Consider the following 13108-nt stretch of genomic DNA (forward strand, 5'->3'; position numbering starts at 1 on the left):
CGTCCACCTGCCTCTTTCGTACCGCCCCGCCATTGTCGTGACCCACGGTAAGGAGTCACCACTCACCGTGACACGGGCGTACGGGGGCGCAGCCGGGGCGCGTCTGCGGCGGCGGGCGCCGGGGCCGCGTCGTCGTCGGCCTGCGGGGAAGCGTCCGTGTCGCCGGTCGGCCAGAGGCGTACGGCGGCCAGGGCGGCGGCCAGGCCGATCAGGCCGAGGGCGAGGACCGCGGCCGGGAGCCCGGCGTTCGCGCCGACCCAGCCCGCCAGCGGGTACGTGACGAGCCAGGCCACGTGGGACAGGGAGAACTGGGCGGCGAAGGCCGCGGTCCGCTGCTCCGGCGGGGCGGAGCGCCGGATGAGGCGCCCGGTCGGGGTGAGGACCATCGAACCGGCCGCACCGAAAGCGGCCCACACGGCGAGCAGGGCGGGCCAGCGCCAGCCGCCCGCGGGCGCGAGGGTGACCGCGGCCGCCCCGCCGAACACGGCGGACAGGAGCAGGGCCCCGCGCAGCATCACCGTACGGTCGCCGGCCGTGGCGAGCACGCGCGGCAGCGCCAGGGCGACGAGCATGGAGCCCGCACCGTACGCGCCCAGGGCGAAGGCCACGTCGCCGGTCGAGCGGCCGAGGCGGTCGCGTACGTAGACGACGGTGTTGACCGTGACCAGGGCGCTCGCGGTGGCCACGGCGAGGTTCAGGAAGAGCAGGGCGCGCAGGCGCGGGACGCGGAAGAAGAGCCGGCCGCCCGCGGTGGCCTTCGCGTACGCGCCGCCCGCAGCCCCCGCCCCCGCGCCCGCGCTCGCCCCGGCACCGGACGGGACCGGGGCGGGCTTGGGCAGGACGGCCGAGACGACCAGTGCGGCGGAGGCGAGGAACCCGCCCGCGGTGCCGAGGAACAGCCAGTTGTACGTGGTGAAGGTCAGGAGGGCGGCGGCCAGGGCCGGGCTGAACAGGCTCTCCAGGTCGTAGGCGAGCCGCGAGAGCGTCAGGGCCCGGGTGTAGTCGCCCTCCTCGGGGAGCACGTCGGGGATGACCGCCTGGAAGGTCGGGGTGAAGGCGGCGGAGGCGGCCTGGAGGGCGAAGATCAGGACGTACACCTGCCAGACCTGGTCCACGAAGGGCAGCGCGAGCGCGACAGCGGCGCGGATGAGGTCGGAGCCGGCCATCAGGGCGCGGCGCGGGATCCGGTGCGCGACGGCGCCGATCGCGGGGGCGATGACCACGTACGCGGCCATCTTGATGGCCAGGGCCGTGCCGAGGACCGAGCCGGCCCGGGCCCCGGCGATGTCGTAGGCGAGCAGGCCCAGGGCGACGGTCGCCAGGCCGGTGCCGAGCAGGGCGATCACCTGGGCGGCGAAGAGGGTCCGGTAGGTGCGGTTGCGCAGTACGGACAGCATGCGGTCGTCCTTCGCGGGGCGGATGAACCGGTCCCCGACATCCTATCGTCATGTGCGCAGCTGCGCACATGACGACGGGTGGAGGGGGGGCAGGAACGGGCTGGCGGCCGACTGGACGGCCGGACCTGGCGGGGCGCCGGGCCCCCGGACGACGGGGCGGCGGGGCGACGGGCCGGGGCGGGGCGGCGGGCGCCGGGGCGGGCGGCCGAGGCAGCGGCCGGGGCGGGGCGGGCGGCCGGGGCGGGCGGGCGGGGCGGGCGACGGGCGCCGGGCGCCGGGGGCCGGGGGCGGCGGATTGGGGTGACGGGCGGCGCGGCGGGCGCCGGGCGGCGGGCGCCAGGACAGCGGCCGGGGCGGGGCGGCGGGCGGCGGGGCGGGCGGCTGAGGCAGCAGCCGGAGCCGGGCGGCGGCCGGGGCGGGCGACGGGCGCCGGGGGCGGCGGGCGCCGGGGGCGGCGGCCCGGGGTGACCGGGTGGGTGGGGCAGGCGGCGGGCTGCGGGACAGCGGCCGGGGCGGGGCGGCGGGCGGCGCGGCGCGCGCCGGGCGGCGGGGCGGCGGGCGCCGGGGCCGCGGTAGGGCCCCGGGGGACCGGGCCCGGGAGACCGGCGGCCGGGCCGTGCACCGCCCGGGTCCGGCTGGGATCGGGGGCGCCTACCCTGTTCCCATGCCCGTGAGCGAATCCGTACCAGCTGCGAACACCGCGCACCTGCGCGCGCCCGACGACGCCCGGCTGGCCGAGGCGGCCGCGGTGTTCGCGCTGCTCGCCGACGCCACGCGGCTGCACCTGCTGTGGCTGCTCGCCCAGGACGAGTCGGACGTCGGCTCGCTCGCCGACCGCTGCACGGCCTCGCGCACCGCCGTCAGCCAGCACCTCGCCAAGCTGCGGCTGGCCGGGCTGGTGGACACCCGCCGCGAGGGCCGGCACGTCTTCTACCGCCTCGGCGACGGCCACCTGCGACGCCTGGTGCTGGAGGCCCTGAGCCACGCCGACCACCGCATCAGCGGCGAGGCCCCGCACGACTGAGGGGGCGCGGATCCTCCCTGCGTCTTGCCGTGTGGTCCCGCTGCTCCGGACGGCCCACGCCTGCGGCACGGCCCCCGCCGATCCCGCCCGCCCCGTGCTCGGGTGGCCTGTGCGACGCGGCCCGTCCCGCCGTGCCGCCACGTGCCGCGCGCGTCATGCGCGTCACGCGCCACGTGTCCCCCGGCGCCGAGCGGCTCCGCGCAGCCGGCGCCCGTTCCTTCGGGAGGAACCCCCATGAACCCCCTCCGCACACGGTGCGCGGCGGCTCTCGGCACGCTGCTGGCTTCGGTGGCCCTCGGCTCGTTCGCGCCCTCGGCCGCCGCCTCGAAGCCGCGCGAGCTGGTGGTCCCCTCGGCGGCCTACCCGACCGTCCAGTCCGCGGTGGACGCCGCGAGCGCCGGGGACCGCATCGCCATCCGCGCCGGGACCTACCGCGAGCAGGTGACGATCCGCAAGGACCTCACCCTCACGGGGGCGGGGGCCGGAAGGACCACCATCCTGGCCCCCGAACAGCTGGTGGAGGGCCCGGACGGCGGCAATTCGATCGTCTTCCTCGACAACGCCGCGTCCGTGAAGATGTCCCGCCTCTCGGTGAGCGGGCCGGGTTCCGGTACGTGCGCCGCGGGCGCCCTCGGGGCCGGGATCCGGGTGCTGGGCGACGCCCGCCTGGACCTGAGCCACGCGGCGGTGACGCACATCAAGGACACCCCCATGGCCCCGTGCTTCCACAGTGCCGCGGCCGTCCTCATCGGCGGCCTGCCCACGGGCGCCGGCTCGGCGGTCATCCGGGACTCCCGGATCACGGACTACCAGGGCGCCGGCATCGTCGCGCTCGGCGAGGAGTCGACGGCCACCCTGCTCCGCAACGTCGTCACCGGCCAGAAGACCATCTCCACCGACGGCATCGAGTTCGTCGAGGCGACCGGCAGGGCCGAGCGGAACACGGTGAGCGAGAACTCCTGCCGGGAGCCGGACGACGGCTGCGGAACCGACTTCTTCAACGAGTTCCAGCACGCCGGCATCCTGGCCGACACGGGGGTGGTGGTCACCGGGAACCGGCTCGTCCGCAACCAGCTCGGCATCTACGGCTTCGGCTCGCTGGAGACGAGCCACAACACCCTGATCGACAGCGACTACTTCGGAATGGCCCTCCAGGACGGCACGTTCACCGCGGTCAAGGACACCGTCAAGGGCGGCGTCGGCGGGGTCGCGGTCGTCGCCGCCACCGCGAACACCACCGCCACGCTGAAGCACGTGAAGATCTCGAAGGTCTCCGGTGCGCGGATCCAGAAGTTCGCATGCTGCGGCTTCACGGCGACCGTGAACGAAAAGCCGCAGCCGTAGCCGCAGAGCCGTACCGCCCCGGGCAGCGGGGGCCCGGTCAGGGGCCCTCGTCGAAGTAGCCGGCCTCGATCTGGAGGGCGAGCGTGCGCAGCACGTCGGTCGCGGACACGTCGGGGCGGCCGCTCTCGTGGGCCATGGCCAGGCTGGTGAAGGCCAGGGTGAAGCCGGCGACCATGGACTGGAGGGCCGGTCCGATGGCGAGCGCGATCGTCCGCGCCACCTCCCCGGGCGCGGCGTCGGCGGGGACCCGGATCGAGGGCAGCATCTCGTTGAGCAGCTGCGTGACCACGTCCGGTCCCCCGCCGGACAGTTCCTCGTCCTCCCCGGCCTCCGCCGCCCGGCGGATCTCCTGTGCCTCGGTGAGGATGCCGATGACGCGCTTGAGGATCTCAGCTCGTTCCATTCCCGGAGGCTAAGGCATACCGGGGCCGGCTGGTGAGGGCCGCGGAGTCGGTGGCGGGTGGGGCCAGTTCCAGCCGCCGGCCCGGGAACCCGGCGCGCAGCCGCCGGTCGTGGCTGACGACGATCAGCGTGCCGGGGTACGGGGCCAGGGCCGCCTCCAGGTCCTCCACCACGCCGGGCGCGAGGTGGTTGGTGGGCTCGTCGAGGAGCAGTACGTCGTACGGGCCTCCGGCGACCAGCCGGCCCAGTTCCAGCTTCCGGCGCTGCCCGGCGGACAGGTCCCGGATCGGCTTCACCAGGTCGGCGTCGGTCAGCAGGCCCAGCCCGACGACCGCGGCACCGAACTCGGCCCCGAACCGCCCCGTCACCGACCGGACTTCCCGGATCCACGGATCGTCCTGCCGAAGCAGCCCGACCCGCCCGCGTACCACCCGTGCACCCCGGCCGCCCTGGATGCCCTGCATGCCCTGGACACCCTGGCCGCCCGGTGCGCCTCCGTCGCCGCCGTGCTCCGCGAGCGCGTGCAGCAGCGTGGTCTTGCCGGAGCCGTTGGGCCCGGTGACGAGCAGCCGTTCGCCCGGCTCCAGCCGGAAGGACACCGGCGCGAGCCGCCCCGGCACCGCCAGGTCCACGGCCTCGACCAGCCCCGCCCCGCTGCCCTCCGCGGCGCCGAACCCGCCGGTGAACCGCAGGGGCTGCGGCGGGGCCGGCACCGGATCCTCCGTCAGCCGCTGGAGCCGTTCCCGCGCGTTGCGGATCCGGCTCATCGCGCCGTGCGCCCGCGACCGGGCCCGGAAGGCCCCCGCCCCGCTGAACGCCGCGGGCGCCTTGCGCGGGATCTCCGCGAGCCGCCCGATGTGCGTGTCCGCGAGCCGCTCCACGCGCCGGACCTCTTCGCCCCACTCCGCGTACTCGCGCTCCCAGCGGGCCCGGGCGGCGGCCCGGCCGGTGAGGTACCCGGCGTAGCCGTTGCCGTAACGGTGCAGGGTGTGGCGGTCGTTCTCCACCTCCAGGATCGCGGTGGTGACCCGGTCCAGGAAGGCCCGGTCGTGGCTGACGGCGACGACGGTGCCGCGGTGGGCGGTCAACCGCGCCTCCAGCCAGGCCAGCGCCTCGTCGTCGAGGTGGTTGGTCGGCTCGTCCAGCAGGAGCAGCTCGGGCCCGGAGGCCAGGGCCGCGGCGAGCGCGAGCCGGGAACGCTGTCCGCCGGAGAGCGAGCCGAGGGCCCGGTCCCGGTCCAGCGGCTCCCGTTCGCCGAGCCGGCGCAGGATGGCGGCCACCCGCCGGTCCGCGTCCCGCCCGCCCCGCGCCTCGTAACCGGCGACCAAGGCGTCGTACGCGGCGAGCTCCTCGGGCCCGGCCAGGTGCATCCGCTCCTCGGCGGCGCGGATCCGCCGTTCCAGATCCCGTACCTCGGCGAGCGCGAGGTCCACCGCATCGCCGGCCCGCGCGCCGGGCGGCAGCTCCGGCTCCTGAGCGAGGTACCCGGTCCCGCCGGGCGCCCGTACGGTCACCTGCCCGGAATCGGCCCGCTCCCGCCCGGCGAGCAGCCGCAACAGGGTGGACTTCCCGGCCCCGTTGTCCCCGACCACCCCGACCCGCTCACCGAACCGCACGGCCCCGGAAACCCGATCGAGCACGACCCGGTTCCCATACCGCTTGCCGACCTCGACCAGCACGACCTGACTTCCACCGACCGAAGCACGCAAAGGCAACTCCTCCCGCAGGGGACAGGGACTCTACGAGACGGAACGTCTCGTCTCGTAGAAGAGTAGACGAGCATCCCAAGAACGACAAGACGTTCCGTCTCGCTTCTTTCCCGCGTGGCTCCCGAAGGGTTGCCGTACACAACCCCGGGAGCTTCAGTGACTGACTCGCTTCCTCATTTCCCTGCGGCAACCGCACGCGGGGGACGGACCCCGTTCAGCTCCTCTGCGCGTCGCCTCAGGAACGGGGCCAGTTCGGCGTACCAGCCGCGGCCGACGGCCTGGAGCATTTCTGCGAGGGCGATCTGCTCGCCGATCCGGCCGGCCGGGGTGTCGAGAACGGGGGCGAATTCGACACGGATCCGCTCGGCGACGGCGGGGACGCGGAGGCTGTTCACGTACAGCACGGCGGGGTCGTAGCCCACGGGCACGGCTCCCCAGCGCTCCCAGTCCAGGAGGACGAGCGGAGCGTGGGTGAGGTTGGCCCATTGGAGGTCGCCATGTCCGGTGACGCGTTCGCTGATGGTCGGCGCCGGAATGCCCAGGAACTCGGGGAAGACCCGGTCGGCCCAGGACTGCCGGATCGTCTCGCGGGGCGGTTCGGCGGCGCTGAGGGCGTCCAAGCTCTCCTGCAGGGTCGTCCACCAGGAGTCCGGAAGTCCCGGGTCTGCGGTGAGGTCGGGCGTCTGCGGGGAGATGACGGGCTGGGCGATGTAGTCGATCAGCTCCGCCTCGAAGACGTACTCCCCGCCGTTCCATCGATACAGGTCGTGGAGGTGCGGACGGGAGACCACGTCCGACACCCGTTCCTCGGCGAGCACGATTCCCCCGCTCCGAGGAGCAGGGGTCTTCGACGCCTCACCGCAGTGGACGCGGAGCCAGTGGCCGCCCTCGGTGCGGCTGCCGATGGTGCGGCCCAGCCAGCCCCACGCCGGTGCCCCGGTCGCCGTGGTGGACAGCCGGGCGGCGGCGTGTGCCAGAGCGTCCTCCATGCGGGCCCTGGTGATTTCATCCTTGGGCGAGTACATCGGTGACCTTCCTGAGCTGTTCCGCGTCGAGCGGGGAGGCGGTGGCGTCCTTGGCCGCAGCCCAGCGGGCGGGTGTGCCGGCAGACAGCAGTACCACGTCCAGGCTCGGGCAGGAGGTAGCAGCGAGGAGGCAGGCTGCAGCCGGAGTGGCCCCGGGGCGGATGAACTCGGCGAGTTCCCGCGTGGCGAGTCCAGGCAGTCGACCGCCGTCCAGGGGTGCGGAGCCGAAGGTGGTCAGACCTGCGGCACGGGCCTGGCCCAGGGGGCCACGACCGTCCAGGGCGAGCACGATCGGACGGGCCATGACGAGGCGGACCGGCTGCTGTACGGCACGGAGATGGTGTTCACCCGACCCGGCGGCCTCCTGTGCCAAGCCCAGCAACTCGGGGACGGTGAAGGTGCCGTGCAAGAAGCCCGACCACGTGGCCACGCCGTAGCCGCCGATCCTGCCCATGCAGGCGAACTCTTCCAGGACGGCGAACACGTCGCGCAGCGCCTTGTGCAGTTCGGCGCGGTCGAGACGGGCGTGTTCGGGGTTGTGGACGAACACGAGGTCGGCCCTGCTGAGCACGGCGAGAGAGTGTTCCGTCTGCCAGCGGATGAACAGAGGGTGGAGGCTGTGACCGGTGGCCACCTGTGCCCAGGTGAGGAGCCCGGCCTGTACAGCAGCCTGCCCCTGCGCCCTGGTGAAGAAGCCCGTCTTCGTCGCAATTCTCGCCCGGGGGTGGTCGGCGATGACAGGGCCGAGCCGACGGTGGGCGTCCCCGTAGTTGGGGGCGGTGTCGATCCACACGGAGCCGTCTGCGCAAGCGGTGCGCGCTGCCAGCTCGACGGTGCGCACCCGGTACGTTCCCAGGCCGAGAGAAGCGCTCACTGGGAGCCTCCGACGACTGCGACGGCCTGCCCGGCGACCAGAGCGGTGACGAGTTCCGCCACCTGCCCGAGGGTGAGCTCGGATTCGGCGGCCAGTTCTGCGAGGGTGACCGGCTTACCCTCCACGAGGAGGCGGAGGGCCGGGGCGACGCGGAGGGCGAAGGTCCACTCGTTCCCGGCAGCGGCGAACGTCACCGTCCGGTCGTCCTGGTCGATCCGGGCACGGGGAGCCGTGAGGCGGATGGTGGTGCCCGGCTCCGGCGGGATGGCGGTGAGGTGCGGCAGGGACAGGCGCGGGCGGCCGGGGTGGGTGGTGTCCAACACCCTCTCCCAGCGGTCCAAGACATCAGGGTCGTCCAAGGCCGCCAGCAACTCCCTTCGTACAGCGCTCACGTAGTCCGTCCGTTGCACCGGCGTACCGAAGCGGGGCACGTCCGCGCGCACGGTCGCACTGGCCCGGAGGTCGTCGCACAGCCAGCCCAGGAACTCGGCGCCGGTCTGGGTGGCGAGGCCGAAGGTGAGGTGGAGGGATGCGGTGCCCTGGTCGGCGGTCACGGCGTGCCACCAACCGCGCGGCAGGTAGAGCAAGTCGCCGGGCGTCAGGACGATGTCCGCGATCGGCTCGCCCGTCGGGGCCTGGGGTGCTTCCACGTCGCGCCAGGCGGGGGCCTGGCGGGTGGGGCCGTAGATCTTCCAGCGCTTGGAGCCTTCGAGCTGGAGCACCACCACGTCGTGGTCGTCCCAGTGGGTGCCGAAGCCTTCCTCGGCGGTCCACGAGGCGTACGCGTTGACCTGCACGGGGGTCCGGAAGAACCGTTCGAGGCCGGCCGCGGCTTCCCGGACGGGCGGGTGGATCTGGTCGATCGCGTCGATGACGAGGGACGCGCCCTCGGCGAGCCGGGCGTGGAACTCGGCAGGCTGGGGCTGGTACCAGGACACCCCGCGACGGTTCGTGCGGAGGATGGAGTACGCCGTGGCGGGGACGGCTTCCCCGGCACGGGAGAGCCGCATCCGGGGCGGTTCGAGCCGGTGAGCGGCCACGATCTCGTTGAGGTCGTCCCAAGTCAGGGGCGCGGGGAAGGTGGTGCCGTGGGAGCGGATCACTGTGTGGGCACGGAAGCACGTCTGGGCGAGGAACGTGTCCCCGCCCAGACGCTCCGCCCACGATGCGGAATCAATCACCGTGGGTCTCCTCGGTCGATCAGGTGTCGTTCATGTCCGACTTGCCGCCCGTGTTGTCCGAGGCTTCCTCGGCACGCGAGCGGGCCGCGGCGATGCGGCGGACACCGATCAGCAGACCGCTGTTCTGCTGATCGGTGGGAGCGTTCTCGTTCATCCCGTACTCCTTCCTGACCTTGATGGCTCCCGCCGGGGCTCCGGCGGGAGATCTTGCGGGTGGTGCATCCGCCCCGGGGGGCGCGCCTGGTCATCCGTGTCCCCGGTAGGCCGCCGAGTACGCGGCCCCCGGCTTGGCGACCACCGGACGAAGCGCACGGGCCGGGGTCGGGTGGCCACCGCAGCGCGGGCACTCGCCTCCCGAGGGCCGTTCGCCGTGAGTCAGGAGCGCCACCGTCTGTCTCCAGGGCGGTCGTCCTCTGTCGCTTCGCCATGTGCAGAAGCTTCGCCAGACGGGGCAGCGGCCGGAAAGGTCCAGCGGATTACCCAACTTGGGTAACATCACGTTCGGTTGAGACCCTGCCGCGATCCGTAGTCCTCCTCCGGAGCGTGACCCATGCCCGAGCCACGGCGCACCAAGGAACTCCCGCCCGGCCTGCTGACCGATCCTCAGATGATCGATGCCTGCCGGGACCGCGACTTCACGCGGGTGTTCCGGCTGGTCAAATCGCGGGCGGGCATCTATCCGTCGATGATCGCCCGGCAGTGCGATCTGACGCCGAGCCGCGTGGGCGAAGTCATCGCGGGCCGACGGCAGTTACTCCACATGGACGTCATCGAGCGGATCGCCGATGGCCTGCGCATCCCCGGCCACATGCTCGGGCTTGCACGACGCGGGTGGGAGACGCCACCCGCCTTGATCGTGGCCCAGCGGGAACCGCCCGAGGCCGTCAGCGACACCGCAGGGCAGAAGCCGCTCAGCGCGCTGCCGGGCGTGCAAGTGGACAGCATCCTCGCCCTGGCCGCCGGGACGAATCCGAGCCCGTCCACGCTCCACGCCCTACGCTCTTCGATCGAGGACTACTGGCGCCGGGACGACGAGCACGGGGGCGAGACCCTGAGACCGGCCGTCGTCGGCCAGCTGCGATACGTCCAGGGACTGCTGAAGGACCAGCGGCCGACGCCGATACAGAACGGCCTGTACGGCGTCGCGGCGGAGCTGGCGCGCCTGACCGGGTGGACGTACTTCGACGCCCGGCAGTACCACCAGGCCCGCACCTACTTCTCGGAAGCCCTGCACCTGGCCAGGGAGATCGGCGACCACCCCTTCATGGCCAACGTGCTGGCCTGCATGAGCCTGCAAGCCACCTACCAGGACAAGCCGGCGGACGCGCTGGCACTGGTGTCCGCAGCCCAGGACCAGGCCCGAGCGGCCGTCGGGACGACGCCGAGAGTCCGGGCGATGTTGGCCATGCGCGAGGCGTTCGCCCATGCGACCCTGGGCGACCGGACGGCGACCCATACCGCGATCTCCGAGGCCCACAGCCAGTTCGGTCGGATCAAGGCGGACGACCCGGACCCGGCATGGGTGACCTACTTCGATGAGCCGAAGCTCATCGTGGACACCGGCATCGCACACGGCCGTCTCGGCGAAGCCGCGATCGCCGAACCGTTGATCGCGGACGCTCTGGAGCGGGAGGACCCCACTAACCAGCGAGGCCGGGCATTCCATGCCTTCTGGCTGGCTCGTACCCAGCTCCAGCGCGGAAAGCTCGACGAGGCGTGCAACACCGCCATTGAGGCGTTGGTGCCTGCCGCGGCGGTGTCGTCCGAGCGGGTGGCCGGGCACCTTCGCGAGTTCTACGAGCAGCTTGCGCCGTACCGCGAGGTGCCGGCCGCGGTTGCCTTCGAGGCACGCCTGCGGGCGGTGCTTCCCGCTCCAGCTCAGCGAACGCCTTCGTCCATCAGGACGTAGAGCAGCCCGACGAGGGAGCCGCTGCTGACGATCTCGCGGCGGTCGATCATGCCCCGAATGTTCGCCAGGGGGATCCACTCGATCCGGTCCGACTCGTTCTTCTCGGTCGGCGGCCCGTCGTACGTGGCGCCGTCGGCGCGGAACAGGTGGTGCTGGGAGTCCGTGATGCCGTTGGCCGGTTCGGCGTAGACGAGCGGCTTCATCGGCCCCGGACGCCAGCCCGTCTCTTCAAGGACCTCACGGGCAGCAGCTTCACCCGGGGTCTCGTCCGCCTCGACCAGGCCCATCGGCAGTTCCCAAGCCCACGCGTCGGTGATGAAGCGGTGGCGCCACATCATCAGGACCTCTTGCCTGTCGTTGATCACGGCGGCAACGGCCAGGTGCCGCAGCTTGACCACGTGGTGTTCCCAGCGGTTCCCGTCCGGGGTCTCCACGTCGGTGAGCCACAGGTCCACCCACTTGTTCTCGTAGATCGGACGTTCCCCATGGATCTTCCACTGCATCGCTGCAACCCCTCTCGATCGGCCTCCAGCATCGCAGAGCCGGGCTGAACCACAGCAAGGTTCACACCAATTCACGTCACAGTGACGAATACGGCTGTCGGCTCTCGCAGACGGCATACCCGTACGGCGGCTCTCGGGCGAGCGTTCAAGGAGTCGCTGCCCTGCTTGCGCGCTGATCCGGTGGGCACGCCCGGAGCAAGTCCTGAGTGCGCGCCAGAGAACGATCCCAGACGTCACAGATGTCTCTCAAACCTCAGGAACCCCATCCACCCCTGTGGCATTCGGGTGATTTTCGTTAATCCCGCAAGTTTTGAGTGCTTATGATCCCGCTTCATGACAGGAAGTCAGCAAGCCCGAACCGCTCACGGGCCGGACCCGGACTCGGCCGAGGTGGTCGTCCTCGGGGCCGGGCCCGCGGGGCTGGTTCTCGGGAATCTCTTACACAGCGCCGGCATCGACTGCGTGGTCCTGGAACGGGCCTCGCGCGCGCACGTGCAGAGCCGGGCGCGGGCCGGGTACCTCGCCGAGCACACCGTGCGGATCCTGGACCGGCACGGTCTCGCCGAGGGCGTGCACCGGCGCGGACAGCAGCACGGCGTCTGCGAGTTCCGCACCGAGGACGGGCGCTTCCGGCTCGACTACGGGCTCCTCGGCAAGGGCGAGCGGCACACCGTCCACCCGCAGCACGAGCTGGTCACCGACCTGCTGGCGCAGTACGAGGGAGCCGGCGGCCGGATCCTCTTCGAGACCGAGGCGCTGGCCGTACGGGACGCCGACGGGCCGGAGCCCGCGGTCGAGGTGCGCGGGGCCGACGGCCGCCCCGGCACCTGGAGGGCCCGCTACCTCGCCGGATGCGACGGCCGGCACGGCGCCGCCCGGCGCTCGCTGCCCCCGGGCGCGGTCCGCCGCCACCACCGCGACCACGGCGTCACCTGGCTCGGCCTGCTGGCCGAGGCGCCCCCCAGCCTCGACGCCGTGGGATACGCGGTCCACCCGCGCGGGTTCGCCGGGCACATGGCCCGCTCCGCCGAGGTCACCCGCTACTACCTCCAGGTCCCCCGCGGCTCCGCGCCCGGCGACTGGTCCGAGGACCGGATCTGGGAGGAACTGGCCCTGCGCCTGCGGGCCGCGGACCACGGCCCCCTGCGGCGCGGCCGGATCGCCCAGCGCACCGTCGTGGACCTGGAGTCCGACGTACTGGAGCCGCTGCGGCACGGGGCGCTGTTCCTCGTGGGCGACGCGGCCGGCCTGATCAGTCCCTCCGCCGCCAAGGGCGCGAACCTCGCGGTGCTGGAGGCGGAGATCCTCGCCCGCGCGCTCACCGCCGCCCTGCGCCACCGCGACCCCGCCGCACTCGACCGCTACTCGGCGGAGTGCCTGGCGTACATCTGGCGGGCGCAGGAGTTCTCGCAGTGGATGATCCGGCTCCTGCACGCCGAGCCGGGCAGTGGCTCGCCGTTCCAGGAGCGGCTGCGCCGGTCCCGGATGGAGTCCCTGCGCACCTCGCGCACCCAGCAGGACTGGTTCGCCGAGAACTACGTCGGGCTCTAGGCCGGACGGCCGGCCGACCGGACCCGGGCGACAGCAACCGGGCGACAGCAACCGGGCGCCGAAGCCCCGTCCCTGCCCCTGCCCCTGCCCCTGCGGCCGTCCCCGCCCCTGCCGCCCTGCCGAATCCCCACTCCCGGGGCCACGCCGCCCCGTCTCCCGCGCACCGAAACGGACCGGAAACGAGGATGC

12 protein-coding genes are annotated in these 13108 nt (G+C 73.1%); 4 read left to right on the forward strand and 8 right to left on the reverse strand.

Annotation, left to right across the window (positions count from 1 at the left end; translation table 11 throughout):
* Window positions 1-62: 62 nt before the first annotated feature.
* The gene (locus ACZ407_RS15645) at window positions 63-1397 is read right to left on the reverse strand and encodes an MFS transporter (RefSeq protein ID WP_468128615.1); all 1335 of its coding nucleotides are present in this window, start codon (window positions 1395-1397) and stop codon (window positions 63-65) included.
* Between the two features lie 664 nt (window positions 1398-2061).
* On the opposite strand from ACZ407_RS15645, the gene ACZ407_RS15650 reads away from it, so the two are divergent.
* Together ACZ407_RS15650 and ACZ407_RS15655 are read left to right on the forward strand one after the other, a co-directional pair.
* Entirely contained in the window at window positions 2062-2421 is a 360-nt protein-coding gene (locus tag ACZ407_RS15650) for an ArsR/SmtB family transcription factor (RefSeq protein WP_468128616.1), read from the forward strand.
* 234 nt (window positions 2422-2655) lie between these two features.
* The gene (locus ACZ407_RS15655; protein WP_468128617.1) at window positions 2656-3765 is read left to right on the forward strand and encodes a right-handed parallel beta-helix repeat-containing protein; all 1110 of its coding nucleotides are present in this window, start codon (window positions 2656-2658) and stop codon (window positions 3763-3765) included.
* A gap of 37 nt (window positions 3766-3802) precedes the next feature.
* On the opposite strand, the gene ACZ407_RS15660 is transcribed toward ACZ407_RS15655, so the two are convergent.
* The 6 genes from ACZ407_RS15660 to ACZ407_RS15685 form a co-directional block, all read right to left on the reverse strand.
* Window positions 3803-4168 (reverse strand): hypothetical protein, encoded by a 366-nt coding sequence (locus ACZ407_RS15660; protein WP_468128618.1) that lies wholly within the window; start codon window positions 4166-4168, stop codon window positions 3803-3805.
* On the reverse strand, window positions 4155-5876 hold the full coding sequence (locus ACZ407_RS15665) for an ABC-F family ATP-binding cassette domain-containing protein (protein WP_468128619.1): 1722 nt from the start codon (window positions 5874-5876) through the stop codon (window positions 4155-4157). The genes ACZ407_RS15660 and ACZ407_RS15665 overlap by 14 nt, the downstream gene beginning before the upstream one ends.
* Before the next feature lie 173 nt (window positions 5877-6049).
* Window positions 6050-6865, reverse strand: coding sequence for a hypothetical protein (locus ACZ407_RS15670; protein WP_468128620.1), 816 nt, complete (start codon window positions 6863-6865; stop codon window positions 6050-6052).
* 16 nt (window positions 6866-6881) lie between these two features.
* A complete protein-coding gene (locus ACZ407_RS15675) occupies window positions 6882-7775 on the reverse strand; it encodes an aldo/keto reductase (protein WP_468128621.1) in 894 nt (297 codons plus the stop codon).
* Complete coding sequence (locus tag ACZ407_RS15680) at window positions 7772-8956, reverse strand: JmjC domain-containing protein (RefSeq protein WP_468128622.1); 1185 nt, start codon at window positions 8954-8956, stop codon at window positions 7772-7774. Before ACZ407_RS15680 ends, ACZ407_RS15675 begins: the two co-directional genes overlap by 4 nt.
* 19 nt (window positions 8957-8975) lie before the next feature.
* Window positions 8976-9110: a hypothetical protein gene (locus ACZ407_RS15685; protein ID WP_468128623.1), complete on the reverse strand. Its 135-nt coding sequence runs from the start codon at window positions 9108-9110 to the stop codon at window positions 8976-8978.
* Window positions 9111-9506: 396 nt separating this feature from the next.
* Here ACZ407_RS15685 and ACZ407_RS15690 point away from each other — a divergent pair, with 396 nt between their 5' ends.
* Complete coding sequence (locus ACZ407_RS15690) at window positions 9507-10865, forward strand: hypothetical protein (RefSeq protein WP_468128624.1); 1359 nt, start codon at window positions 9507-9509, stop codon at window positions 10863-10865.
* Here the strand turns inward: ACZ407_RS15690 and ACZ407_RS15695 are convergent.
* On the reverse strand, window positions 10835-11368 hold the full coding sequence (locus tag ACZ407_RS15695) for an NUDIX hydrolase (protein ID WP_468128625.1): 534 nt from the start codon (window positions 11366-11368) through the stop codon (window positions 10835-10837). The genes ACZ407_RS15690 and ACZ407_RS15695 overlap by 31 nt on opposite strands.
* Before the next feature lie 333 nt (window positions 11369-11701).
* On the opposite strand from ACZ407_RS15695, the gene ACZ407_RS15700 reads away from it, so the two are divergent.
* A complete protein-coding gene (locus tag ACZ407_RS15700) occupies window positions 11702-12919 on the forward strand; it encodes a 4-hydroxybenzoate 3-monooxygenase (protein WP_468128626.1) in 1218 nt (405 codons plus the stop codon).
* The last annotated feature ends 189 nt before the right edge of the window (window positions 12920-13108 follow it).

This window comes from Streptomyces sp. NPDC030809, assembly GCF_055572195.1.

What these genes read in the sequence shown, in the direction of transcription:
- ACZ407_RS15645 (WP_468128615.1), bottom strand. Translation starts at nt 1,397, where the DNA reads ATGCTGTCCGTACTGCGCAACCGCACCTACCGGACCCTCTTCGCCGCC.
- ACZ407_RS15650 (WP_468128616.1), top strand. Translation starts at nt 2,062, where the DNA reads ATGCCCGTGAGCGAATCCGTACCAGCTGCGAACACCGCGCACCTGCGC.
- ACZ407_RS15655 (WP_468128617.1), top strand. Translation starts at nt 2,656, where the DNA reads ATGAACCCCCTCCGCACACGGTGCGCGGCGGCTCTCGGCACGCTGCTG.
- ACZ407_RS15660 (WP_468128618.1), bottom strand. Translation starts at nt 4,168, where the DNA reads ATGGAACGAGCTGAGATCCTCAAGCGCGTCATCGGCATCCTCACCGAG.
- ACZ407_RS15670 (WP_468128620.1), bottom strand. Translation starts at nt 6,865, where the DNA reads ATGGAGGACGCTCTGGCACACGCCGCCGCCCGGCTGTCCACCACGGCG.
- ACZ407_RS15685 (WP_468128623.1), bottom strand. Translation starts at nt 9,110, where the DNA reads ATGAACGAGAACGCTCCCACCGATCAGCAGAACAGCGGTCTGCTGATC.
- ACZ407_RS15690 (WP_468128624.1), top strand. Translation starts at nt 9,507, where the DNA reads ATGCCCGAGCCACGGCGCACCAAGGAACTCCCGCCCGGCCTGCTGACC.
- ACZ407_RS15695 (WP_468128625.1), bottom strand. Translation starts at nt 11,368, where the DNA reads ATGCAGTGGAAGATCCATGGGGAACGTCCGATCTACGAGAACAAGTGG.
- ACZ407_RS15700 (WP_468128626.1), top strand. Translation starts at nt 11,702, where the DNA reads ATGACAGGAAGTCAGCAAGCCCGAACCGCTCACGGGCCGGACCCGGAC.